This is a genomic window from Anabaena sp. UHCC 0204 (assembly GCF_009711975.1).
Classification (GTDB): Bacteria; Cyanobacteriota; Cyanobacteriia; order Cyanobacteriales; family Nostocaceae; genus Dolichospermum.
Genome location: NZ_VIKW01000006.1, coordinates 124,609 through 149,906, shown reverse-complemented (window position 1 = coordinate 149,906; position 25,298 = coordinate 124,609). Strand labels below are relative to the sequence as shown.

The following is a 25,298-nucleotide window of genomic DNA, read 5'->3' as shown; positions in this document are numbered from 1 at the left end:
ACAGTAATTATTATTTATCTAACTAAATATGCCTATCTACGGTCCCGAAACGATTAATTTAGAAGGTGTAAATGGCGATCGCTATTGGTTCTATGAACCTTACCCTTACATTGGAGTAGCTGATATTGATGAAAGACTCAGTGGCTTTCCAGTAGTGGTTTTTTTGCCCCCCCATCGTACTGGACAAGATGTACCTCTAGTTATTGGTTTACAAGGGATGTGTGCGCCCTATGGCTTAAATGCTTTTATCATCCCCACACTGACACAGATGGGTATTGCTGTAGCTTTATTTGATACTCCTTTTGCTGGGGAGAGGAGTTTAATTAGAACATTTACAGCGAAGGTAGAAAAAGAAATTCAACCATTAATAGAAAGAGGTATTCCCTTTGATACAAAACTACTTTTACACCTATTTCGCAAAAATGTAGATGATGTCAATAAAGTTCATGAATTTTGTCGTCAACGGTATGGAATAGGTAATACTAAATTGGCATTATTTGGGGTCAGCATGGGAGTATTAGAAACAGCATATTGTTTTACTGCTCATGGGATTGGAGAAAGATTATTGGGAGTAATCGGCCATGCAGACCTTGAGTATTTTGCTAAAACTTGGGGTGGTTGTATTTTACCAAATTTAGCCGCTTCACCGCTAGGGAAAATGGCAGGAAATCTAGCTGGAAAACTACAACCAGAAACAAAAACAATTATTAATCTTTTGCAACTTGTAAAAAATATTAAAGATCCTGATGAGTTTGCTTTAGCTTGTAACCCGATGACTTATGTAAATCAGGTTAAATTACCGCGTCAGGTAAGATTTTTGGTAGGGGGTAATGATCCTGTAGTTGGTTCTCAAGATGCTAAAAAATGCGCTCAACAATTCCCTGATGGTGAATGTTATGTAGTTCCGGGAATGGGACATGGGACAAGAGAATGGGGACTAACTTTTGTTGATCATGTCCGCTATTTTCTTAGCACTCAATTAGGTGATTGGTAATTTCTTCTTCAATAGTTAGACTAAATTCTGCTGAATTGGCATTTCAATTATAAACTCACATCCTTTCCCTAATTCAGAAATGCACTTAATTTGTCCACCGTGTTTTTCGACAATGATTTGATAACTCACAGATAATCCTAAACCGCTACCTTGTCCAGGTTCTTTCGTCGTAAAGAAAGGTTCAAAAATGCGATCGCGTACATTTTCCGCAATCCCACAACCATTATCAGCAATACAAATTTGCAGATGAATATTATCTATAACTTTTGTCCGAATCCAAATTTTTGGACTTTCTGTAAATGATTCTTTTAAACCATCAAGGGCATTAGTGAGAAGATTCATAAATACCTGATTCATTTGAGCAGCATAACAAACTATCGGCGGTAATTCACCATATTCTTTAATGACTGCAATTTTTAGGGTATTATTATGTTGTTGAAACCGATGTTGTAAAATTGAGAGAGTGCTATCAATTCCTTCATGTAAATTAACAGGCTTCATTTCAGCTTCATCAAGACGAGAAAAAGTTCTTAATGAAATCACCAATTGACGAATACGATCTGCTCCACCCATCATAGAATTGAGCATTTTGGGCAAATCATCATTAATGAAGTCTAAATCTATTTCTGCTAACTGATCTTGAATTTCTCCTATTGCTTGGGGATAGTTATTCTGGTAAAGACGCACTAAATTTAATAAATCTTTTACATGGTCAGTCACATAAGGAATATTACCGTAAATGAAACTAATCGGGTTATTAATTTCGTGTGCTAACCCAGCAATTAACTGACCTAAACCCGCCATTTTTTCACTTTGAATTAACTTGCTTTGAGTGCGCTGTAATTCTTTCAAAGTTTGGGCAATTTCTTCCTTTTGTATCTGCATCTGTTTTAAAGATTCAGCTTGTTGTATTGCTACACCCAATTGCACACCAACTTGTGCTAATAAATTGATTTCTTCCTCTTGCCAATAACGAGGTTGGGAATTTTGATAAGCTACTAACAATCCCCATAGCTTTTCACCTTGAGAAATGGGAACAAAAACTTCATTTCTGGCATATTTTCCCGCTTTTGTTTCTTGTAGAAGCACCAGTTCAGTTATAGGTTGAGGTTTAGCAACTGTTGTCCAATTATCCAAAATAGAATCAGCGACAAATTCACCACTCCAATCAGCATGAAAACGATAAATTGCTACTCGTTCTACTTCCAATAATCTCCCGACTTCTTGAGTAGTAGTTTTAAAGATAATATCAATATCTAAAGACTGCCTAATTTTATCAACAGTATTTACTAATGCTCTTTGTCTTTCGGCTGCTTTGCTAATTTCGGATGCTTGTTTCCGCAATGTTTGTAAATATTCAGCTTGCTGTAAAGCTACACCCAATTGTGAACTAACTTGTGTGAGTAAGTAGACTTCATCTTGTTGCCAATCACGGGATTGTGTATTTTGGTAAACTGCTAATAATCCCCAAATTTTGTGATTATAGAGAATAGCAATAATTACATAAGCTTTTGCTTGATAGCTTTCTAAAACTTGGATGTAACAATTGTTAAATCCGCAATTGTAAATATCATCACAAACACGATATACTTCACCTTTAGCAAACCGACCACCACCTGTATCTTGTAAGTAGGTGTCAGTTGGTGGTTCTACTAAATCTTTTAATTTACATTCACTAATATTATCACCTATCTCTGGACGCTGTAGCTGTTCGTCCATCAGCTTTACCCAACCTTCAGCTACAGATTCAAAGACAAATTCACCACTCCAATCAGGATTAAAACGATAAATGGCTGCACGATCAACATTTAGTAAATGTCTGAGTTCGTCCGTAGTTGTGCGAAAAATACTCTCTAAGTCTAATGATTGACGAATTTTTTCAATCGTTTTGGCAATGGTTTTTTGATGTTCTGCCGATTTTTCTCTAGCTTTTGCTTGTGCAAGTTGGGCTGATTGTAATTTAACTTGTTCTATATAATCAGCTTGTTGTAAAGCTACTCCCAAATGTTCAGAAATTAATTGTACAAATTCAATTTCTGATTCTTCCCATTGCCGGGGTTGACTACATTGATGAATACACAATAATCCCCATAAATCTTTGCCTTTTATGAGGGGGACAGCTATATTGGCACGGACTTGAAATTTTTCTAAACTTTTAACCTGACAATCACAATTAATGTCTTGATAAATATCAGATATAACTTTAATTCTGCCTTCTTGATAGAGTTGGGTAAAATCTTCTGCACAATAGTGTTCATGCAGTTTAGTTGATAATGCAGAAACCCATTTTTGATCTACGTCTTCATATATAAATTCACCTTGACAATCTAATTCCTTGTCAAACCGAAATACTCCCACTCTGTCAGTATTTAGTAACTGACGAACTTCAGTTACTGTGACTGTAAAAATAATATCTATATCTAGAGACTCCCGAATTCGAGCAATTACTCTAGACAAAGCTTTTTGTCTTTCTCTACGATCTAGAGAAAATGTCATATTTGTTTGATATATTGGTTGGGAAGTTGGTTGTTTGAGTTCCATATGAAAATTATTCTCCGTTCCCAAGCGGATTTTTATATTGTTGGTCTTATTTTAATGTAGCAATAAATCTTGGTATTGGTGAGGTGATAAATATAGATTATGTAGGGAAACAAGCTATTCTTGCCCCTACATAAACAGTGTTTTACGCAAAATACAGCCCAATATGTGCTGTAATTGAATCATTTTCGCTTGCTAGTGCTGCGTCTGGCTTCGCGGGTTTCGTCTTCGAGACGACGGCGATCGCGCCAATCTGCTAATGTTAAATAAACAACACCACCAGTGACTCCTACTAGCAGCACTATGGCAAATAAAGCCAAAATACTCAAAAATGGACTTTCCACGATTCCTCTATAGTCCGTTGCGTCCCCAAACTACCATAGAAATCGACCATGTAAACACAACTAACAGTGATACCCAACCCAGTGTCAAAATCATAGTTTTACTTTTCAAATAATTGCAAAAGGTCTCTAATATTTATAATACCGGGAAAACGCGGCTGATTCATTAACTGTATTGATAGAAGGTTTAGGAAAATTATGGAATTAATGCCAGAACGGTTAGAATCCTTGAAAGCGGGAGTTATTGGCAGTATATCGTTAGGTTTGGCGTTCCTGACCACTGGCTTTATTAATGTTTGGTGGCTGGCAAAGTATTTTCCCATACTTACTTATGATAAAATTGATATAGTAAATTTACAGGTGTTACTAAGTGGTGTAATAGCCGGGTTTTCTGGTTTTTTATTTGGTGTTACCTACCGCTATATTATCCGTGTAGATTCAAATCCTCACCTCAAAACTGGTGGAGTTTGGGCTTTTGGGTTGGTGCGGGGTTTAACGCAAATAGAAGTTGGCTGGAATATAAATAATTCGGTTTTGCCTTTTTTGATCTTAGCAGGCGAAAGTATATTATGGTTTGCTTTAGCAGCTTTTGCTCTAGATAAAGCTATTTTACTTAGTTGGCTAAAACCGTTTTCATCCAATTGAAGGTAAATTATGGGACTACTTAGAATACTTTTAGCTTTAGCTGTTGTAGCTGCACATACTAAAGATTTATTTGGATTAAAGTTAACAGGAGGTGCTATATCTGTAGAATTGTTTTTTATTATCTCTGGATTTTATATGACCATGATTTTAGAAAATAAATATACTGGCAAAGGCAGTTATAGTTTATTCATCTCAAATAGGTTTTTAAGAATTTATCCTATTTATTGGGTGGTACTAGGATTAACAATCACTACTTTAACTTGTTCCGGGGTGATAGTTGGTAATTGGTGGAATCTGGAATATTATTTTCAATATTTTCAGAGTATGGGTATTGGAATTTTTCTTTTTCAATTACTAACTAATATATTTTTGTTTGGACAAGACATTGTTATGTTTTTGGGATTTAATCCTAATAATGGTACATTATTTTTTACACATAATTTTTTAGCTACAGAACCACAATTTTGGAAATTTTTACTTATTCCTCAAGCATGGACTTTAAGTGTAGAACTCACATTTTACCTGATAGCCCCTTTTATAGTTCGTAAAAAAACTTGGATAATTTTATGTTTAATTCTGTGCAGTATTTTACTAAAGTTCTTTATTTATTTTTACATTGGCTGGAATAAAGACCCTTGGACTTATAGATTTTTCCCCACTGAAATTGCTCTTTTTTTGTTGGGTACAATCTCTTATAGGATTTATTCCTTCATAAAAGATAAACAAATTCAAAAAAAGGATTGGATAATATCAGTAACTTTTCTAGCTTCTATATTGTTTTACCAATTTATCCCGGCTTTTGATTGGAAAAATTGGTTGTTATTTCTTCTTGCAACTCTCTCAATTCCTTCTTTGTTTAAAATCTCTAAAAACTCTCGACAAGATGCAAAATTAGGCGAATATTCTTATCCTGTTTATATAGTTCATATGCTAGTAATATTAATCATTTCTCCTTACGTCCGTAGATTAGGTCTAGAAAATTCAAAAGGAGTATTAGTAGCAATTTTATCATTTGGAATTTCTTATTTTCTCATAAAATATGTATCTGAGCCAATTGAATTAATTAGAAAACAAAGATCCCAAAAGTTAAAAGCTGGTTAGTTTTTTGGTCAAAAAATAATATGCCTGTTATATTGTTCAAAACTTCATAAAAACCATCTAAATAGTCAGCACAATACCGAAATACCGAAATTTTAATTGTAAGGTTATTTATGAATCACTATTTTCTAATCATTGATCTTGAAGCTACTTGTTGTGACAAAAGAACTGTTCCCCGTCATGAGATGGAAATCATCGAAATTGGTGCGGTAATGCTAAATCGTCAAACATGGGAAATTGATTCTGAGTTTCAACAGTTTATTAAACCTGTCAGAAATCCCCAACTTACACCTTTTTGTACAGAACTAACCAGTATTTCTCAACCACAAGTTGACACAGCACCAAATTTCCCAGAAGCGATGTCAAAATTAACAGATTGGATGAATTTATTTCCTCATCATATATTCTGTTCTTGGGGTAATTACGATAAATCGCAATTTTTACAAGATTGTAAATTCCATCATATTGCTTATCCTTTTGGTGCAGAACACAGAAATATTAAACAGGAATTTTCTGAATATTTAGGTGTATCTCATAAATTTGGTATGGCACAAGCCCTTAAACATTTAGGCATAGAATTACAAGGTACACATCATCGAGGAATTGATGATGCTCGGAATATTGCTGCTATTTACCGTTATATGCAAACCACTAAAAAAAGTTAATTTTTTAGAAATCGCCCAAAAAACAAAATGACTGGGATTTGGCAGAAATTCAGCCCCATCTACTGGTAAATCAATGAGAGTGTAAATACTCACACCAATCAGATTACCAAAAAAGTTTCCTTCAACTTAGATTCAATGGTGTTATTGGATTGGTGTTTTAAGTAGTAATGCAAAATAAATTGAACATTTTAAAAATCCCTAAATCAATCAATTTTGTAGGGGCAAACCCCCTGTGGTTGCCCCAAATACCGGGGTAGGCACGGGGGCGCTACCCCTACATTAAATCCAAATCTTTTATATAATTAATTTTGCCTGCCTACTTAATAGTCTTAGCATTTGTAGAGATTTTTATCCTCAACCAAAGTGAATATACCCCCAGTATCGGCAAACACATCCACTTGGATGACTTAAAAACTAGAAATTTTTCTGGTAACGAGTCGCAAACAAGGCAACTACGTCTTTTACTCGATTCGTGATCCAGCTATTTTCAAAGTGCTAGATGCTGCACTGGAAGTGTTTAACAACCATCTTGTTAATGTGCGTGAGGCATTGGAAAAGATGGAATAACACATACTGTGTGCATCAACAAATTATGTATGAGAGTTTTTATTTCTAAAAACAACTGGCAAATTATTGACAATAATTTTAGTGCTAGGTTTAAACTTCAATGATCATCAAAAAATCTACTTATCAAAAATGAAGAATATCATCAATCAATTGCATAATCATCCATGTCCTTGTTGTCATCCCTTGGCTAGTCGTCGTTATTTTCTCAAATCGCTCCTTCCCGGAGCAGTAGCTTTTTCTGTTCTACAATCAGCAGCACCTGCTAGAGCCGTAACATATCAAGCAAAAGCTTTAATTCTGAGTTGTATAGACTTTCGATTTTTGACAGCAGAACGCTATTTTTTAAGAAATAAACATTTACTGGGTGAGTATGATTGGACAGCTTTAGCAGGTGCTTCTTTAGCTATAACAGGTTTTCCCCACCCAGCTGATGCTGAAGCATTTTGGGATCAGTTAGATCTATCCTATAGACTCCATCATATTAACAAAGTAATTATCATAGATCATCAAGATTGTGGGGCTTATGCAATCATGATTGATTCTAATTTAAGCAAAGATCCAGAAAGAGAGTTACAAGTACATACAGATTATTTAAATCGAGCTTATTGGTTAATTCGCAACCGTTATCCTCATATTGATATCGAACTTTATTTAGCGACTCTAAATCAAGATGAATTCAAAACTATCTTACCAAAACTTGAAAATCAGACCTGATTAATTAATGACCAATTTTTTGACGGTGATAATTCACATTGGTATTGTAAATATTACACATTTATCCTGGTGAGGGCTTGCTGAATCAAGCTAAAACTTAGATATATCAAGAGTTTGAAGGTTGAAAAGGTGAATCAGGTGCAAGGAATAAGCGTTGAAACTAGCAAAAACCTATCACTTGACCAGATTCAAAACTATTCTTCTCTTTTTCTAATTCTTCCTCGGTGACTCCTGACTTCTGGTTCTTGCCAATTATTTCACTTCAGTAACTCGCCAGCTTAGTTTTAGGTTAACCCAGAAATTCCAAATTGTGGCAACTGCGATCGCTATTAACTTAGCTAAATATTGATTCATACCCAAGCTATTAAAAAGGAAATTAACTACTAAAGTTTGAATGACTATCCCAGCTAAACAAACCATATTGAACTTCAAAAATCTTTTGAACCGCTGACGATTTCCTATCTGTTTGCGGGAAATATCACCAAAAGTCCACAAATCATTCCAGAGGAAATTATTGAGAATTGCGATTTCAGCAGACACAATTGTACTACGAGTTAAGCCCAAATTAATCACAGTCCGCATGACGTGAAATATTGTTAAATCAACAAATACCCCACTAAATCCCACCGCACCGAAACGAAGAAATCTGCCAATGGGAAAGTTAACTTTTCTGCGAATTTTTCCTATGCGTCCCGTAGATACCCGTAACCGGACTAGATGATGGATGTATTCTAAATATTGCTTCCATGTTACCTTGCTTTCGCCTTCTGTGCGTTCCCGGAATACATAACCAGCTTCAGCAATTTCTCCTACTCGTCCCCGGCCAATAACTTCCAAGAGAATTTTATACCCAACTGGATTAAGTGTTGCCCCGGCGATCGCACTCCGTTTTACCATGAAATAACCACTCATTGGGTCAGAAACTCTACCTAATACTCCAGGTAAAATTACTAAGCCCAAAACCTGCGCCCCCCGTGATAAAAAGCGCCTAATTATACTCCAACTACTCACACCACCACCGTCTACGTGACGACTGGCTAAAGCTAAATCTGCGCCTTGTTCTATCTTCTCTAATAGTTGTGTCAACACCTCTGGGGGATGCTGTAGGTCTCCATCAATCACACCTAAAATACTGCCTGTAGCCGCTTGCCAACCACGAATCACAGCCGAAGACAATCCCCGTTCCTCTTGACGACGCATTACCCGTAACTGGGGATAATCTGGAATCAGCGATTGTGCTACTTCCCATGTCCGATCTGGGCTATCATCATCCACTACAATTAGTTCATAATTACCAGGAATAGCCGCATCTAGTAACCCACTTAAGATATTAACGACATTTTCGATATTGTCACGCTCTTTATAAGTAGGAATAACTAAAGATAGAAGAATATGATGATCTCCATTCATATCCTCTGACTTAAATTCTGAAATTTTTAATGCACCAGTAGGGACGACTAACAGGGAATTAGATGAGTTTGTATTCATAAAATAAGTAGTAAATTCTAACTTGCCAAATCGTCTGTATAAAGGTTAACTATCAATAGAGTACAATACTCTTAGTATAATACGAACAATGGGTAAATTTTACAGCCGGAAACAGGATTGAAGATTTCTGGGTGTATGGCTTGAATCTTCAATTTTGTGCCTGATTAACCTGTAATCTCTGTTACGTTCCAGATGAGCGTGTATAAAGCTTGGCGGTAAATTTGTCAAGATTCATCGTCCCTGCCAGATTTTGAGTTGCTTTTAACTGAAATTGGGAGGATAAAATTTGTTGAATTTTTTTTTGTTCAAGTTCAACTTCTGCTTGTGTTTCCAGTTTAGACCAGAGAGGATATTCACTATCTAACCAAAGAACCCGAAAATATTTTTCTGGTTTTTCTTTGAGAACTTGTTCTAAAGAAGTAGCTAGTTTGGCTGGAGTTTGAGATAGAAGCATCACAGAAGAGTCTGTGGGTATGTAATAAGCAAGACGATTGACATGACCCCAAGCTTTAGAGTTCATAGCAATTAAAGTGGGTTGATTTACGTCTTTTGCAACTAATTCGGCAATTGAACGAAAAACTGTGCGATTTCGCAAACTCAAATCGCCGATACTAATAGTTAGATATATCAGCAATAAACCAGACGCTATCAGGGTACGCCATTGTTTAGCAATTGCCTTTTCTACCCACAAAGCTATTAATAATAAACAGCCAGGGAGAATAATGATCATTGTTCTTCCAAAACCAAAACCCAAGGTAAACTTTTTACTAGCTATGTCTACGCATAAAGCCAGTAATATCGGCACAATCCCCAATATTAAAACTATGCCTAAATTCCTTTTTTCATCTTGTTTCCACAGATGGATACTAAAACTAACAAATGCCAATATTACTAAACAACCAGCTAAAGTAATGACAATAGGATCTAAACTAGTTGCCCAGTCTCCTATCAGTATATCAGTACCTAAAGTGTTAGCAAAATCCTGTAAATGTCTTAACAAGGGAGGTGATGTAGATTGGGCTTTACCAAAACGATCTAAGTCAGCATTACGAAGTTGTTTGATTGTCCCCCATAGTATCCAAGGTATGGTGAGTAAGACTCCAGCACCTAAGCGTAAACCATGTTGAAACCAATGTCGTCTATCTAAATAAAGTACCAATACTCCTAAAACTATTATCCAATAGGCATATAAATAAAAAGTCATTAAACCAGCAGCAATAGAAATAATCAGGAGTCCGTTCCATAACAACTGACTGCGACGACTGGGGCTAATGTCAGAATTTTGTTGTGCAATCAGATGGAGTAATGCCCATGTACTCAGAATTACCCATAATACTAGAGGTGCATACATTCTGACATTGAGAGAATGAAATAAATAAAATGGATTAAGCGCCAACAAAGCTGTAAATAATAGTCCACCCCGATGTCCTAAAACGAATTTTCCTAAACCATAAGATCCTGCTATTGCCCCAATGCTAAATAATGTGTTTAAACTCCGCATTCCGGCTTCACTATTACCAAAAAGACGTAACCAAAAATGTTGACTCAAAAAGAATATGGGAGGATGAGGTTCTCCCCGTAACAAACTTTTAATTAAATCTACGATAGTTAATAAGAAGTCGCGGATACTTCCTTCATTGGGTAAATTTAATAAGGATGTGTATTGTGATAAAACTACTGGTAAATCCCCTGGGGTTTTGTAGAGACTGTTTTTACTGGTAGATAGAAGTAATGATAAAACTTCGTCATACCAAAATTCTCTACTTCCTAGATTAATGATTCGTAGAATTACGCCTAAAGCGATCGCTATTAGGGCTAATTTCTCTATGGAGAAAAACTGTTTCAGGTTATTATTTGGTAAATTTGTCTTCATTATTTTTATATTTTTCTGAATTTGATTTTATTGACTTTATTGTGCAGTAATCGTAGCTTCTTCTATTCTGTATCTTTGATTTTCTTGAATTTTTTTGATCTGAATAGTTAGATTGTTCGGTTTTGCAGCTAATTCTAATTTCTCAGGTATTTGGGGAGAGGAAAAGCATTGATCATAACCAGGACATATATAGATAAATTTTTTATAACCTTGTTCATGCAATGTTAAACCTAATTTACGCATATCATCAGGTGTTTTAGTGAGAAAAAATATTTTTTGTTTAAAAGCAGTTTCAAAACTTTGTCCAACATACTGGTTGGCTACAGCTACGATTTTATTACTATCTTTTTGCAAAAAATTAAGAACTTCAATATTGTCATTTCTAAATTTTCCAGGAGAAGCTGCTGTAATTGTATTGAGATTAAATCCCAATATTAATGGGACAAATAAAATTCCTAAACTAATATATTTTATTCCCAAATCTTTGATTTTCCAAGTTTTATCTAAACCAGAAATTGCTATAAAATTTATTAGTGGTACAAGGATTAATAAAAATCTTGGACCCCATTGTTTACCGCCATCACTAGGAATCAGAATAGGAACTATCAACAGAAATAAACCTGATATTAATAATATTTGATTAACCGCAGGTTTTAATTTGAAATCGTGTCTGAATAAGGAAATGATGAAAATTACCCCAGCAAAGTATGTAATAGGGAAATATTTTAGGAGTTCGTTTTTGAGAATATTAAAAAATTTGATTGATTTCAATATTCTTTTTTGTAGAGAAAAATTTTCGACAACTTGGAAAGCGTGAGCGCCTAAAGGATGACCATAAATCATTGCGTTCATGGCAAAAAAGCACAAAATAGTAGATATTAAACTAACAAGAAATATTATTTCTTTATATTGGATAATAGTGATAAAATTGAGCTTGGTTAAATAGGAAGCAACTACTAATACCACTAAAATAACTACTAAGGCTAAAAATTCTGGTCTAAACCAAACTGATAAACCAATGAATATACCACTGAGGATAGCTTCTTTGTTGGTAAATTCTTTTTCTCTGTTGGCAAAAATAATAACTAAGCCAGTAAATGCCAGAGATACTGCAAGTGTATGTTCCCAATACATGGAACTATACATAGTTAGGGGAGATGCAAAAATTAGGGTAATTAAACCAATGGATATAATTAGCTGATTAAATTTAAAAGATTGACAGAGACGATAAAAATTAACCCAGATTATCCATGTGGAAACTAAGGGAATTATGTAAAATCCTCTATAACCAAAAATGGCATAAAATGGGGCAGTAACTAGGGGAAATGTAAAAGGAAATGTGATATAATAAAGGTTATTAATTTTATAGCTAAATGGGGCTTCAAAAGGATATAACCCATCATTCCATAGATTATGCACCCATTGGGGTACTTGTAAGTCTAAATCAAAGCGCAGATTACCAGAACTAAGTTGTTTAGCTAACAATGCTTTGAGTCCACCATCACCACTAAAATAAATATCATCTGGTACTTGCCATACCAGATATAAAGAAAAAATCACACCTGATAGAATTATCAACAAGGGCGCTGTGGCTTTTAATTTATTCATACGTTAATAAAATTTTAATGACCTGTGACTAATATAACTTTGGATAGTATTCTGGATCATTCATTGCTAGGGTTTAATATATCACAATCGGAAGCAGTAGTATTATTAAAACAGAGTGACCCAGAAGCGATCGCTCAAATTCAATCTACAGCAGATAAACTCCGGCAAAAACAAGCTGGGAATCCGGTTACTTACGTAATTAATCGCAATATTAATTTTACCAACATTTGTGAACAGCATTGTAGCTTTTGTGCATTCCGCCGGGATGATGGTGATGCTGATGCTTATTGGTTAAATTGGGCGCAAATTTTAGAAAAATCTACAGATGCAGTGCATCGAGGCGCAACGGAAATCTGTATGCAAGGGGGATTACACCCCCAAGCACAAATCAATGGTAAATCATTACCTTACTATCTCAAGTTAGTAGAAACCATTAAAAGCGAATTTCCTCATCTACATTTACACGCTTTTTCTCCCCAAGAAATCCAATTTATCGCCAGATTAGATGGAATTTCCTACACTGATGTCATTATCGCTTTGCGAGATGCTGGTGTCGGTTCGATGCCGGGAACAGCCGCCGAAGTGTTAGATGATGAGGTACGACGGGTATTATGTCCAGAAAAGATTGATACAGCCACTTGGCTAGAAATTGTGAGTACAGCCCATAAATTAGGTGTCCCAACTACTAGCACCATGTTATCGGGGCATATTGAAACCCCAGAACAACAAATTGGCCATTTAGAAAAATTGCGATCGCTCCAACAAAGGGCGATAGAAACAGGATACCCGGCGAGAATTACCGAATTTATTGTTTTACCATTTGTCGGACAAGAAGCACCTAAATCCTTACGACGACGGGTAGGACGAGATCAACCTGTACTAGCTGATGCCCTGTTATTAACAGCCGTAGCCAGAATTTATTTAGGAAATTACATACCCAATCATCAACCAAGTTGGGTTAAATTAGGGCTAGATGGTGCGACAGAAGCCTTAAAATGGGGTTGTAATGATATAGGTGGTACATTAATGGAAGAACACATTACCACAATGGCCGGGGCTGTAGGTGGGACTTGCATGGAAGTGGAAACTTTACAAAGTGCGATCGCTTCCCTGAAAAGACCTTACAAACAAAGGGATACCTTGTATCGAGAAATCGGTAATGGTGAATGAAGTTATTCTACACATTCAACATCTCGGAGAAGTATAAATCTCTCTTGTTTCTCTCCGCGTCTCTGCGTCTCTGCGTGAGAACAAATAATCTTAAACCCTATAGCAACGCCTTGTGATTTTAACTAAAAATACCAGAAAAAAAATTCCGTGTCAATATCAATCGCTGAAAAAACCAAACTTCGTCAAATAATTGAAAATATTATCAATAATATCGAGAATAGAGGCTGCTTATTGCAAAAATACAAATTTTCCTAAAATTGATATAAGCCCTAATTATGAATCACCAATAAAAAAGGATGGGGTTTCCCCCACCCATACAGATTAGCGTTTCACCAATTTCTTCGACATCTTGCGAAGACGAATAGATTCAGGTGTAACTTCCACCAATTCATCTTGAGCAATGTATTCCAAAGCCCGTTCCAAATTCATGTCTATGGGTGTTTGTAACTGAGTAAGTTCTTCACCACCAGAGGATCTATGGTTAGTTAACTGCTTAGTTTTACAAACGTTCAATTCCAAATCTTGGGGACGATTATGTTCACCAATAATCATCCCTTTGTAAACCTTAGTTCCTTCACTGATAAAGAATGCGCCTCTATCTTCACAGTTTTTCATCGCGTAGGCAGTAGAAACACCTTCTTCAAAGGAGATGAGAACGCCTTTGTTGCGGGCTTCAATATCACCGCAAAGGGGACGATAATCAAGGAAACTGTGGTTCATGATGCCTTCACCACGAGTCATTCGCATGAATTCACCCCGGAAGCCGATTAAACCACGGGCTGCGACGATAAACTCTAGTTGGGTGCGATCGCCGCCACCAGGCTGCATATCTTGCATTTCCGCTTTCCGTTGTCCCAACCGTTCAATACAGCTACCAACTGCATCAGCGGGAACGTCTAAAGCTAGGAGTTCATAAGGTTCGCAAGGTTGACCGTTAACTGTGCGGTAAATTACTTGAGGTTGAGATACTTGGAACTCAAAACCTTCACGGCGCATGGTTTCGATTAATATGCCTAAGTGTAATTCACCACGACCAGAAACCAGGAATTTATCGGGAGAGTCGGTATCTTCAACGCGCAATGCTACGTTTGTTTCTAATTCGCGGTACAAGCGATCGCGGATTTGGCGAGATGTTACCAATTTACCTTCTTGACCAGCAAAAGGCGAATCATTCACCCAGAAAGTCATTTGTAAAGTTGGTTCATCCACCTTAATTAATGGTAGAGCCAGTGGTTCATTAGGATCTGTAATAGTTTCGCCAATGTAAGCATCAGCAAAACCAGCCACAGCCACAATATAACCTGCGGTAGCTTCTTGCATTTCTATCCGCTTCAAACCATCAAAACCCATCAACTTGGTAATTTTGCCCTTGACAATGCTACCATCTTCTACTACTAGAGCGGCTTGTTGTCCGGCGCGGATAGTTCCATTGTGAATTTTACCAATGATAATCCGTCCTAAATATTCAGAATAATCTAGGGTGGTAACTTGCAATTGCAGCGGTTTGTTAGGATCTCCCACGGGTGCAGGGACATGGCGAAGAATCGCATCAAATAGGGGCTGCATATCTACCCCTTCTTCTTCCAAAGTTTCTTTAGCGAAACCAGCCATACCGGAAGCAAACAGATACTTAAAGTCGCATTGGTCTTCATCTGCGCCTAATTCTAAGAACAGATCCAACACCTTATCAACAGCAATGTGGGGGTCAGCTTGTCCACGATCAATCTTGTTAATAACAACGATAGGACGTAGACCTTTTTCCAAAGCCTTTTTAAGTACAAAGCGGGTTTGGGGCATTGGTCCTTCATTGGCATCAACAATCAGCAAACAACCGTCTACCATGCCGAGTACCCGTTCTACTTCTCCGCCGAAGTCAGCGTGTCCAGGAGTATCAACAATATTGATCAGCGTTTCTTTGTAATGAACTGCTGTATTTTTAGAAAGAATCGTAATTCCTCTTTCTCTCTCCAAATCGTTGGAGTCCATGACACAATCCGGAACGTCTTCACCTTCACGGAAAATGCCGGACTGTTTGAGGAGAGCATCAACCAAGGTGGTCTTACCATGGTCAACGTGAGCGATGATGGCGACGTTACGAATTGGGAGCGTCATAGAGGGTTTCGGTAAACTTTAGTGTTTTTAGATTAGTAGCTAATTTTTGGCTCTTTTAACAGAGTTGGGGATGATTTTTCCATTCTGTAACGAACCTTTAATAATTCTACCTCAATTGTCACAAATATTGTTATTTTGATAATAAATATCAAAAGTACGGTTTAGATTGGTCTAACTTTTTCCTGCAACCAACCAGTCCAATCTTCACGCCCTAACTGGCTATCTGCTAACATCAGTACCATTTGTTCTTGCTCATCAAGCGTAGCAACGATTTCTAACCCGTTCAAAACCAGAAAAGTTTCCATGGCTGCATGAGCAGTGCGCTTGTTACCGTCAACTAAGGCATGATTCTTGATGAGAGAGAAACCCAACGCAGAAGCCTTATCAATAACTGTAGGATATAAATCTTGTCCCCCAAAAGTCATTTTGGGTTGAGCTACAGCAGATTCTAATAAACCTAAATCGCGGATACCCAAAGCTCCACCAGACTGGTTGATTACTTGACGGTGCAGATACAGGACTTCAAGTAATGTGAGGTAACGTATCATGCGAGACGACGGTACAATTCAGAATTTTTCTTGAGTACATAATTTGCAGCTTGCTCAAAATCAGTTTTTGGATAATTGAGCCAGTCTTCTATAGTAGCACGTAATAATTCTTCAGGAGAGATACCGTTTGCTTGTGCCATTACTTGCAATTGTTGTAATTGTTCCTCTGGAATATTGATAGTGATTGCAGCCATAGGAGTTTTTGATAGAAGTTAGTGTTTTCTACTATTTTAAACAGAGAACAATCTGTAATTAGCACTTACAACTGAAATTGTGCCAAAATTAACTTATAAATCTATAAATTTACAGGTTATGGCTTGGTTATCAGGACAGCAATTACAAAATGGTAAATACACCATAGAAAAAGAATTAGGTGAAGGTGGTTTTGGTATCACATATCTTGCTAGAGATAATAATGGAAATTTCGTGGTTATCAAAACGTTGAATGATGCAATACAACGACGTGCTGATTTTGCTAAATTTCAACAAGATTTTATTAACGAAGCGATTAAATTAGCTAAATGCACTCATCCCCATATTGTCCAAATTTACGAAGTCATTAATGAAAATGATCTTTGGTGTATGGTGATGGAATATATTGATGGTGAAGATTTAGGAACTTTAGTAGAAAATCATGGTGTTTTGTCTGAAGATATAGCCTTAAAATATATTCAACAAATAGGAGAAGCGTTAACTGTAGTTCATAATAATGGTTTATTACATCGAGATGTAAAACCGCAAAATATAATGATACGTTCGGGAAAATCAGCAGCGGTATTAATTGATTTTGGGATTGCAAGGGAATTTTCCCATAATTTGATTCAAACACATACGCAAATGTTAGCTGATGGTTTTGCACCAATTGAACAATATGATAAAAGAGCAAAAAGGGGAGCATTTACAGATGTTTATGCTTTAGCTGCAACTTTGTATTCTTTGTTAACTGGAGAATTACCAACTATATCACCAATGAGAGCAATTGGTACAGAATTGGAAGAAGCGAAAGAGATAAATTCAAAGATTAGTGACAGAGTGAATCATGCCATAATTAAAGGAATGGAAATCAAGCCGGAAAATCGTCCTCAGTCAATAATTGAGTGGTTATCTATTCTGAATATTACAAGCATTCCAACTACAAATATCAATTTGTCATCTTTTGAAATAGTCCAGTCTCAATCAATAGATGATATCGTCGGTGAATTTCAAATTCATGTTAATTATAATAGTTCTAATGCAGGATATCTGATACATCATAGAGAACATCGCAAAGATCCTACACTGCATTATCACATAACTAGATCTGATACTCACGCCTTTAACTTTGGTGGAAATGGATTTGCTATTTTCCCGATTCCGAGAAAAGCTAAAAGAGCAAGAGATATAAAATTATTACCCAGAAAAGAAGTTCTTGATAGATGTTTAATAGCTTATGAATTATTCAAAAATTGGGACTATGGTATATTAGGATGGAACTGTGAACACTTTGCTAGATTGGTCACAACCAATGAAGCAATTAGTTATCAAGTGAAAGAGTCTATTTTAGCATTTTTCAATAATAATGGATATCATCCATTAGCAAAAGAAATGATGGACAAAGCTTGTAGAAATGCAAAATACTAATTTTAGTTGAAAACAATAAATTCTCTCTTCTTCTTCTCTTCCTTCGTGTCCTTCGTGTCTTCGTGGTTCAATCCTTCTAAACCTCAACACCAAACCGAAAATACCCGATGTTCCTAAGAAATCGGGCATTTATGGTCTAGGTGTTACTCACCGTATTATTCCATCACTTGTGCTGACTTTTGTTTATCCAACTTGAGCATTAATACTCCCAAAGGTGGTAAACATAAATCCAAAGAATAAGGACGATTGTGCAAAGACCAATCATCAGTCCACTTACCACCTAAATTGCCCATATTACTACCGCCATATTGACGGGCATCACTATTGAACAACTCCGTATAGAAGCCCTGCTCAGGAACACCGATACGATAGTGGGAATGGGGTTGGGGTGTAAAATTACAAACAACAATCAGGAAATTATCAGAATTTTTGTCACGACGGATAAAAGAAACGACACTATGACGGTTATCGCTACAGTCAATCCAATCAAACCCTTCTTGCTCAAAATCTTGAGTGTATAAAGCAGGTTCAGAACGGTAAAGATGGTTAAGAGACTGGAAAAAATCTTTTAACTTTCCGTGTGGTTCATGTTGTAATAGATGCCATTCCAAATCAGCCCAAACATTCCACTCACTCCACTGTCCAAATTCCATGCTCATAAACATGGTTTTTTTGCCGGGGTGAGCGAACATATAAGTAAACAAACAACGGATATTAGCTAACTTCTGCCATTCATCACCCGGCATTTTGCCGATCATATTACTCTTACCATGCACCACTTCATCATGGGACAGAGCTAACATGAAATTCTCGCTGTGGTTATACCACATACTAAAAGTGATGTTATTTTGATGGAACTGACGAAACCAAGGGTCCATGCTGAAGTAGTCCAGCATATCGTGCATCCAGCCCATATTCCACTTTAAGTTAAAACCCAATCCTCCTGTGTAAGTAGGCCAAGATACCATTGGCCAAGAGGTGGATTCTTCCGCGATAGAAAGCACACCGGGAAAATAGCTGAATAGCAGGTGATTAACTTGACGAAGAAAATCCGCAGCTTCTAAATTTTCTCTCCCACCGTATTCGTTAGGCAACCATTCTCCTGGTTCTCGACAATAGTCAAGGTAGAGCATAGAAGCGACAGCATCAACGCGAATTCCGTCAATGTGGTATTTATCAAACCAGAACAGGGCATTAGCCACCAAGAAATTCCGAACTTCATGGCGATTGTAGTTAAATACTAAAGTTCCCCATTCTTTATGTTCACCTTTACGGGAGTCAGCGTGTTCATACAAGTGACTACCATCGAAGAAAGCTAAACCGTGACCATCTTTGGGGAAGTGACCAGGAACCCAGTCTACAATTACACCAATGCCATTTTTATGACATTCGTCCACAAAATACATGAAATCTTCTGGAGTACCAAAGCGGGATGTAGGAGCAAAGTAACCAGTTACTTGATAACCCCAAGAACCATCAAAGGGATGCTCTGCAATTGGTAGTAATTCGAGATGGGTATATCCTAATCTCTTAACATAGGGAATGAGTTTATCGGCTAATTCTCGATAAGTCAGAAACCGTGCGCCGGTTTTTAGTTCGGAAACGACAACTACAGCTTCAGTTTCTCCATTCGGTAATTTGGCAGGTTCAGCACTAGCGGCGTGTAACCAAGAGCCTAAATGGACTTCGTAGACGGAAATGGGTTGAGTCAAGGGGTCCGTATGTCGCCGCTTTTCCATCCAGTTTTCGTCTTTCCAGGTGTAGGAATTTAAGTCGGTAACAATAGATGCTGTTTTCGGACGTGGTTCTTGTTGGAAACCATAGGGATCAGATTTTTCGTAAATATGTCCTTCAAAATTTTTGATTTCGTATTTGTAATGTTCTCCTACACCTATTTCCGGAATAAACAATTCCCAAATGCCTGTATGTCCTTTCCGCATTTGGTGTTTGCGTCCATCCCACAGGTTAAAATCTCCCAATAAGGAAACGTTGCGGGCATTGGGGGCCCAAACGGCAAAATAAACCCCTTTAACACCATCTACTTCTGTGGTGTGCGCTCCTAGTTTCTCATAAATGCGGTGGTGGTTGCCTTCACTAAATAGATGGAGGTCAAATTCTGTTAAGTGGGCAGAGCGGAAGGCATAAGGATCATAAATGACTAGCTCATGTTCTCCTTCTTTAATGCGTAACTGATAGTTTTTCAGTTCTGCTGTTTCAATGGTGCATTCAAAAAAGTGAGGATCATGAACTGTGTCCATGGGGTATTCTTTGCGTTCTTCTGGAACTACTACCCAGGCAGCGATCGCATTTGGGAGGTATGCTCGCACAGCCCAAACAGTTTTACCATTTTGCTCGATGATATGAGAACCCAGAATTTCAAACGGATTGTGATGTTGATTCCCAACAATACTTTGAACCTGTTCAGGGGCGACCGTGGTTATGGACATGAAGCTACCTATGTGAAATATGGTGATTGACTAAATCTACTTTTTTAAAATCTAAACCCCGTCTAAGTTAAAACCTATAGTTTTTCCAAAGGGGATATTATTCGGTTCTGTTCTCGCTTGAGTTGTCAGATGTACTCTAAATTACAAAAAACTACGGTTCTCAAGGTAGACGCGGTTTATATATATTCTTTACATTTATTTGCATTTTTTTCGCCACCGTTATCGTACATCAGAATGTGTACTGATTCTTCTCGGTAGTGAAATAGGTGATTGGCGATCGCCTGACTAAATGTTTAAAAACGGGAAAAGTTGTAATAAGCCTTTGCGTAGTTGTAACAAGAATATTTGCTCACGGAGGTTAGTATTTAGTTTTGATGGAGGGCTTGTTTGTAATTTTGCTTGTAGGTGGCTATATTCTGCGGCTGTGATCTGATTGCCATTAATAGGCGATCGCGCTTCTAGTATAATCTGTGTCCGCAATATTTCCTCTGGTATATCCTCTGGTGGCGGTAATGCTATCACTGCTTGACCATGATGACCAGTTAACCCCACTAAAATGCTAGTAGTAACGCTTAAAACAATCAGCAGTATGCGTTTCATCAATTTTTTTTATTTCTAATTTCTAAAGTCCTGGTGGTAATGGTTCTCCACATAGTTGGTGAATATTCATAATTCGGGCAAAAACCTGTGGATATTTCTGGCGATAATCAGGAATCAGTGCCAGAGGACTCAACAAAGCCGCGGCTGCAATATCAGCTACACTCAAGCGCCCACCCACTAAATAATCACTTTTTTGCCAATATATAGATAATACTGATAAAGCATTGGCTAGTCTTTTCTGAGCTAATTCAACGGTAGTATCATTAATACCATATTGTTGTCTAACTACCTGAATTACCATTTGGCTAAACAGTGATGGGTCAATTGCTTTCCCTGCACCAGCCCGGAATTGATAATATACAAACCTGGTAGCCGTCCCGATACTTTCATCTAACCAATCTTCTAACATTGCCGCTTGGATTTGCTGTTCTGAATCAGGTAAAAATAAAGCAGGTTCAGGCTGATAACTTTCTAGAAATTTGATGATTTCTGTAGAGTCAGCGATCGCTTGGGGTTGTCCGACAACTTGTGGTAATAATACTGGTAGTGTCGTTAATCCGGTTAGTGACTTTACCTTGAAGATATGCAGCCCTGGAGTTAGATTTTCAGTCTGATAACAAATTCCTTTATAACCCAATGCTAACCGGGCTTTACGACAATAATGAGATGTACTAAATTGCAGTAACAACATATATATATCAATATTATTTTGGTTACTGACAAAATCAATTAAAAAACTCCAACTGGGCAAGAACTGAATCTAGCCCAGTAGTCTAACCTGATGAATTTCCCTGCTTTTAACCCAACTTGACATTATAAGGCAGTTGTATCTTGAGTTTTTATCTACAAAATCGCCAATTTTGTCAACAGAGTTTTGTATTCAAAGATATCAACTACTTATCTAGATTGATGTACTAACCCATACTAGGGTGTTTTGGGAGTGGCCGCGGGAGATGCTGTCGTTGCTGGTGTAGCACCTGTATCTGCTGGTTCTCCACCTGTTGTAGCTGCTGGAGAACTAGTAGTATCAGCAGGAGGCTGAGTGCCACCATCACAAGCTCCAAGCAAAGTACCCAAACTTAACATTAAAGCCAAACCAAAAATCTTTGTCTTCATAACTCCTCTTTCACCAATTGTGGCAATAAAATCTTTCACCTGTTGAATAACATACCTCATTTATTGATTTTTTTTCACGGCTTTCTGATTACAGATTTTCAACTATCCCTCTTTGAAACATTTTTGTAATCTATATGTAATACAAATAATGGCGATTCAACCTTTTTTGACGGTTACATAAATATTCAGCAATTGCAAAGTTCAGTCACAAAGCGTGCTGAGAGACAAGAGCGTTTTTAAACACCTTCAGTCATCTACTATCAAATATACTGTGAGAAGTAGTATAAGATTGGAGGCAAGAAAGTAACTTTATCCCAAGTTGCTAGTTATCCAATCATGGACAATAATCCCTTCTCTATTGCTTCTTGAACGAAAATACAGTATTTAATATCAGAAAAATTATGGTTTTTGAACGTAAATCAGCAGTTTTCGCAAAAAATACTTGGTTTTGGCGCAAATCTCCATTGTCATTCAATAGGCGACGTTCTCGGAATCTGGATACAAAAACACAGAAGTCATCCCGGCTTGGTAGTGAACCGATAGCAGTCAAATCGTCCAGTCCCCGGAACGCTTGGATAAATTTTTTGGGTTCTCGGAGAAGTAACACAGCAATCCGCACTTCAACCCCAGAACCAGGGAAAAAACCAACTACTAGTGTATACAAGATGGGCAATACAGGAACTATACCCACATGGTTACTACGTCTGTATACAGTAAATCGCTACTCGTCAGTTTTAGCATTTTTATTAGTAATATCAACGTTAATAGTTTATGGTTGGACTGTATATGCCCAGGAGCTTTGGAGCGAATCTTATGGAAAAGTAAAAAGCTTACAACGTCATGAGCGGCAGTTAAACACTACCAATGCAACACTGACTAGCAAGATGGCACAGGAAGCAGAAAATCCTGGTATGGGGCTAGTATCACCAACTTCTGAAGGGGCAATTTTTTTACCGCCAACATCTAATAGTAATCCTAATTCGTCATTTTCAACTTCTCAACCAGAACCAAAACCAGAATCTTCTTCTCCACTTGGATATTAAAATCTAATAGGTGATTGTTCATCAGTTATTGGTCACTCGATTTTGGATTTACGATTTTGGATTGACTCCACCAAACAAGTGTAGAGCTTGAAAATTTTGGATTTGGGATTTATGTTAGCGAAGCGTACGCAGCGCAGCGAGTATTTTTCCGTCAGTAGAGGACGGGGAACATATCCCAAATTTTTTAATTAATCTAAAATCTAAAATCTACAATTTCCGGTCATTGATAAAATTCTTACTTATCACATTTCACCTATGTTTCTCCAATGCCGAAGCCATTAAGTAAAACAAAATTCAGAAACTTACGTAATTTAGAATTTAAAAGAGAACGAAAATTCTCTAAACAACCTCAACCGGGAAATATTGATCCGAAAATACCAGAAAACCCACCCAACATTAAATCCCGACTGTTGTTAGTATGGGGTGTTTTAATGGTTTCTTTGCTAGGGTTGGCATTCAACTTATATAATCTCCAAATTCTTCAGGGAAAAAAGCTGGCTGAACGGGCGCGAAACCAGCAAATGGTCAATGTACGTCCTTATATGCCCCGTCGTCCGGTGGTGGATCGGGGTAATAATATGTTAGCCATTGACCGTCCTGTTTATAACTTATATACTCACCCCAAATTATTTGATCAATCCCAGGAGGAAATTGCTGAGAAAATTGGTCCGATTATCGGTAAAGAAAAAGCCGATTTAATTAACATATTTCAAAGTAAACGTAGTGGAATTTTATTAGCTTCTAATGTATCAGAAGCTATTGCTGATAAGTTAATATCACTGCGTTTAAATGGATTCGAGTTTATTCAAAAATACTCTCGATTTTATCCCCAAGATGATTTGGTGGCGGACGTGGTGGGCTATGTTAATCTTGATCGTCGTGGCCAAGCCGGTGTGGAATACAGTCAAGAGAAGCTTCTGGAACGTTCTGGACAAACGGTGCGGATGAGTAGGGCTGGTAATGGGGCATTAATGCCCGATCATGCTCCAGAAGGATTTCTAAATTCTGATGATTTGAAACTGCAATTAACTATTGATAATCGCCTGCAAAGATTAGCTCGCGCAGCTTTGAAAGAACAGATGACCAAATTCAGTGCTAAACGTGGTGCAGTGATTGTCATGGATGCAGTTGATGGTTCTTTACTGGCGTTGGTTTCTCAACCTACTTACAACCCAAATAGATATTCCCAAGCCGATATTTCCCTGTTTAAAAATTGGACTGTAGCTGATCTTTATGAACCGGGATCAACTTTTAAACCTGTGAATGTGGCGATCGCTCTCGAAAATGGCGCAATCAAGCCAGATGATTCATTTGAAGATCCTGGTTCTATCCAAATCGGTAAACATACCATCAAAAATGCGGAAAGAACTGGTTATAGAAGACTGACTATTGCGGAGATTTTACAAACTTCTAGTAATATTGGTATGGTCAGAATCATGCAACGATTAAAACCTTCCATATACTACAACTGGTTAGAACGTTTAGGACTAGGACAAAAAGTTGACACGGATTTACCTTTTGAAGTAAGTGGTCAACTCAAAAGTCAAGAAAAATTTATCACTTCAAACATTGAACCAGCTACTACATCTTTTGGACAAGGCTTTTCTCTAACTCCATTACAACTGGTACAAATACACGCAGCATTAGCTAATGGGGGCAAATTAGTTACACCCCATGTAGTCCGAGGATTGATTGATGCTAAAGAACGAATACACTATTCAATTCCCCTCCCAGAACCACGGCAAATTTTCTCAGCCACAACTACTCAAAAAGTAGTGGAAATGATGGAAACAGTAGTTAGTCAAGGTAGTGGTAAAGCCTCAAGAATTTCAGGATATCGGATTGGTGGAAAAACGGGAACAGCCCAAAAAGCTAGTCCTAATGGTGGATATATTAAAGGTGCAAGAATTACCAGCTTTGTCGCTATTTTGCCAGTCGAATCTCCCCGTTATGTCGTGTTTGCAGTTGTGGATGAACCAAAGGGAGAAAATGCCTATGGTTCTACTGTAGCTGCACCAATTGTCAAAAATGTAATTGAAGCACTAATTCCGATTGAGCAAATTCCACCTAGTAAATTGACAATTGACAATTGACAATTCTCTCAATGACCA

Annotated in this window: 22 protein-coding genes; 9 read left to right on the top strand and 13 right to left on the bottom strand. The window is 37.3% G+C overall.

Features of this window, described 5'->3' with window-relative positions; genetic code table 11:
• The first annotated feature begins 28 nt into the window (after positions 1–28).
• On the top strand, positions 29–994 hold the full coding sequence (locus FJR04_RS07265; RefSeq protein WP_168493160.1) for an alpha/beta fold hydrolase: 966 nt from the start codon (positions 29–31) through the stop codon (positions 992–994).
• Positions 995–1,009: 15 nt separating this feature from the next.
• Here the strand turns inward: FJR04_RS07265 and FJR04_RS07260 are convergent, their stop codons facing one another.
• From FJR04_RS07260 to petN, 3 genes are all read right to left on the bottom strand, one after another.
• Positions 1,010–3,535 (bottom strand): GAF domain-containing protein, encoded by a 2,526-nt coding sequence (locus tag FJR04_RS07260; RefSeq protein ID WP_168493159.1) that lies wholly within the window; start codon positions 3,533–3,535, stop codon positions 1,010–1,012.
• 179 nt (positions 3,536–3,714) lie between these two features.
• Positions 3,715–3,876: a hypothetical protein gene (locus FJR04_RS07255; RefSeq protein WP_168493158.1), complete on the bottom strand. Its 162-nt coding sequence runs from the start codon at positions 3,874–3,876 to the stop codon at positions 3,715–3,717.
• Positions 3,877–3,883: 7 nt separating this feature from the next.
• The gene (petN, locus tag FJR04_RS07250) at positions 3,884–3,970 is read right to left on the bottom strand and encodes a cytochrome b6-f complex subunit PetN (RefSeq protein ID WP_013189847.1); all 87 of its coding nucleotides are present in this window, start codon (positions 3,968–3,970) and stop codon (positions 3,884–3,886) included.
• Positions 3,971–4,071: 101 nt separating this feature from the next.
• Between petN and FJR04_RS07245 the strand changes: the two genes are divergently transcribed.
• From FJR04_RS07245 to FJR04_RS07225, 4 genes are all read left to right on the top strand, one after another.
• The gene (locus FJR04_RS07245; RefSeq protein WP_168493157.1) at positions 4,072–4,518 is read left to right on the top strand and encodes a hypothetical protein; all 447 of its coding nucleotides are present in this window, start codon (positions 4,072–4,074) and stop codon (positions 4,516–4,518) included.
• 9 nt (positions 4,519–4,527) lie between these two features.
• A complete protein-coding gene (locus tag FJR04_RS07240) occupies positions 4,528–5,619 on the top strand; it encodes an acyltransferase (RefSeq protein WP_168493156.1) in 1,092 nt (363 codons plus the stop codon).
• A gap of 110 nt (positions 5,620–5,729) precedes the next feature.
• The gene (locus tag FJR04_RS07235) at positions 5,730–6,281 is read left to right on the top strand and encodes a 3'-5' exonuclease (RefSeq protein ID WP_168493155.1); all 552 of its coding nucleotides are present in this window, start codon (positions 5,730–5,732) and stop codon (positions 6,279–6,281) included.
• A 696-nt stretch (positions 6,282–6,977) separates the two neighbouring features.
• Positions 6,978–7,562, top strand: coding sequence for a carbonic anhydrase (locus FJR04_RS07225; RefSeq protein WP_168493154.1), 585 nt, complete (start codon positions 6,978–6,980; stop codon positions 7,560–7,562).
• A gap of 252 nt (positions 7,563–7,814) precedes the next feature.
• Here FJR04_RS07225 and FJR04_RS07220 read toward each other — a convergent pair whose 3' ends face one another.
• The 3 genes from FJR04_RS07220 to FJR04_RS07210 form a co-directional block, all read right to left on the bottom strand.
• Positions 7,815–9,050, bottom strand: a complete 1,236-nt coding sequence (locus FJR04_RS07220) for a glycosyltransferase (RefSeq protein WP_168493153.1) — start codon at positions 9,048–9,050, stop codon at positions 7,815–7,817.
• A 181-nt stretch (positions 9,051–9,231) separates the two neighbouring features.
• Entirely contained in the window at positions 9,232–10,923 is a 1,692-nt protein-coding gene (locus tag FJR04_RS07215; protein WP_168493152.1) for a glycosyltransferase family 39 protein, read from the bottom strand.
• Between the two features lie 36 nt (positions 10,924–10,959).
• Positions 10,960–12,531 (bottom strand): LA_3751/LA_3752 family putative glycosyltransferase, encoded by a 1,572-nt coding sequence (locus FJR04_RS07210; protein WP_168493151.1) that lies wholly within the window; start codon positions 12,529–12,531, stop codon positions 10,960–10,962.
• Between the two features lie 24 nt (positions 12,532–12,555).
• On the opposite strand from FJR04_RS07210, the gene cofH reads away from it, so the two are divergent.
• Complete coding sequence (gene cofH, locus FJR04_RS07205; RefSeq protein WP_168493150.1) at positions 12,556–13,701, top strand: 7,8-didemethyl-8-hydroxy-5-deazariboflavin synthase subunit CofH; 1,146 nt, start codon at positions 12,556–12,558, stop codon at positions 13,699–13,701.
• A 321-nt stretch (positions 13,702–14,022) separates the two neighbouring features.
• Here cofH and typA read toward each other — a convergent pair whose 3' ends face one another.
• The 3 genes from typA to FJR04_RS07190 all read right to left on the bottom strand — a co-directional run bounded on the left by typA (position 14,023) and on the right by FJR04_RS07190 (position 16,555).
• Positions 14,023–15,813, bottom strand: coding sequence for a translational GTPase TypA (gene typA / locus FJR04_RS07200; RefSeq protein WP_168493149.1), 1,791 nt, complete (start codon positions 15,811–15,813; stop codon positions 14,023–14,025).
• A gap of 161 nt (positions 15,814–15,974) precedes the next feature.
• On the bottom strand, positions 15,975–16,361 hold the full coding sequence (locus tag FJR04_RS07195; protein WP_174763514.1) for a type II toxin-antitoxin system death-on-curing family toxin: 387 nt from the start codon (positions 16,359–16,361) through the stop codon (positions 15,975–15,977).
• Positions 16,358–16,555, bottom strand: a complete 198-nt coding sequence (locus tag FJR04_RS07190) for a ribbon-helix-helix protein, CopG family (protein WP_168493148.1) — start codon at positions 16,553–16,555, stop codon at positions 16,358–16,360. Before FJR04_RS07190 ends, FJR04_RS07195 begins: the two co-directional genes overlap by 4 nt.
• Positions 16,556–16,634: 79 nt before the next feature.
• Here FJR04_RS07190 and FJR04_RS26095 point away from each other — a divergent pair, with 79 nt between their 5' ends.
• Positions 16,635–17,981: a serine/threonine protein kinase gene (locus tag FJR04_RS26095; RefSeq protein ID WP_371418156.1), complete on the top strand. Its 1,347-nt coding sequence runs from the start codon at positions 16,635–16,637 to the stop codon at positions 17,979–17,981.
• A gap of 155 nt (positions 17,982–18,136) precedes the next feature.
• Here the strand turns inward: FJR04_RS26095 and glgB are convergent, their stop codons facing one another.
• The 4 genes from glgB to FJR04_RS07165 all read right to left on the bottom strand — a co-directional run bounded on the left by glgB (position 18,137) and on the right by FJR04_RS07165 (position 22,204).
• Entirely contained in the window at positions 18,137–20,428 is a 2,292-nt protein-coding gene (glgB, locus tag FJR04_RS07180) for a 1,4-alpha-glucan branching enzyme (protein WP_168493147.1), read from the bottom strand.
• 285 nt (positions 20,429–20,713) lie between these two features.
• Complete coding sequence (locus tag FJR04_RS07175) at positions 20,714–21,028, bottom strand: hypothetical protein (protein ID WP_168493146.1); 315 nt, start codon at positions 21,026–21,028, stop codon at positions 20,714–20,716.
• A gap of 22 nt (positions 21,029–21,050) precedes the next feature.
• The gene (locus FJR04_RS07170; protein WP_168493145.1) at positions 21,051–21,719 is read right to left on the bottom strand and encodes a glutathione S-transferase family protein; all 669 of its coding nucleotides are present in this window, start codon (positions 21,717–21,719) and stop codon (positions 21,051–21,053) included.
• 233 nt (positions 21,720–21,952) lie between these two features.
• A complete protein-coding gene (locus FJR04_RS07165; protein ID WP_254445225.1) occupies positions 21,953–22,204 on the bottom strand; it encodes a hypothetical protein in 252 nt (83 codons plus the stop codon).
• 341 nt (positions 22,205–22,545) lie between these two features.
• Between FJR04_RS07165 and FJR04_RS07160 the strand changes: the two genes are divergently transcribed.
• Entirely contained in the window at positions 22,546–23,187 is a 642-nt protein-coding gene (locus FJR04_RS07160; protein WP_168493144.1) for a hypothetical protein, read from the top strand.
• A 266-nt stretch (positions 23,188–23,453) separates the two neighbouring features.
• Positions 23,454–25,280, top strand: a complete 1,827-nt coding sequence (locus FJR04_RS07155; protein ID WP_168493143.1) for a penicillin-binding protein 2 — start codon at positions 23,454–23,456, stop codon at positions 25,278–25,280.
• Positions 25,281–25,298: the final 18 nt, after the last annotated feature.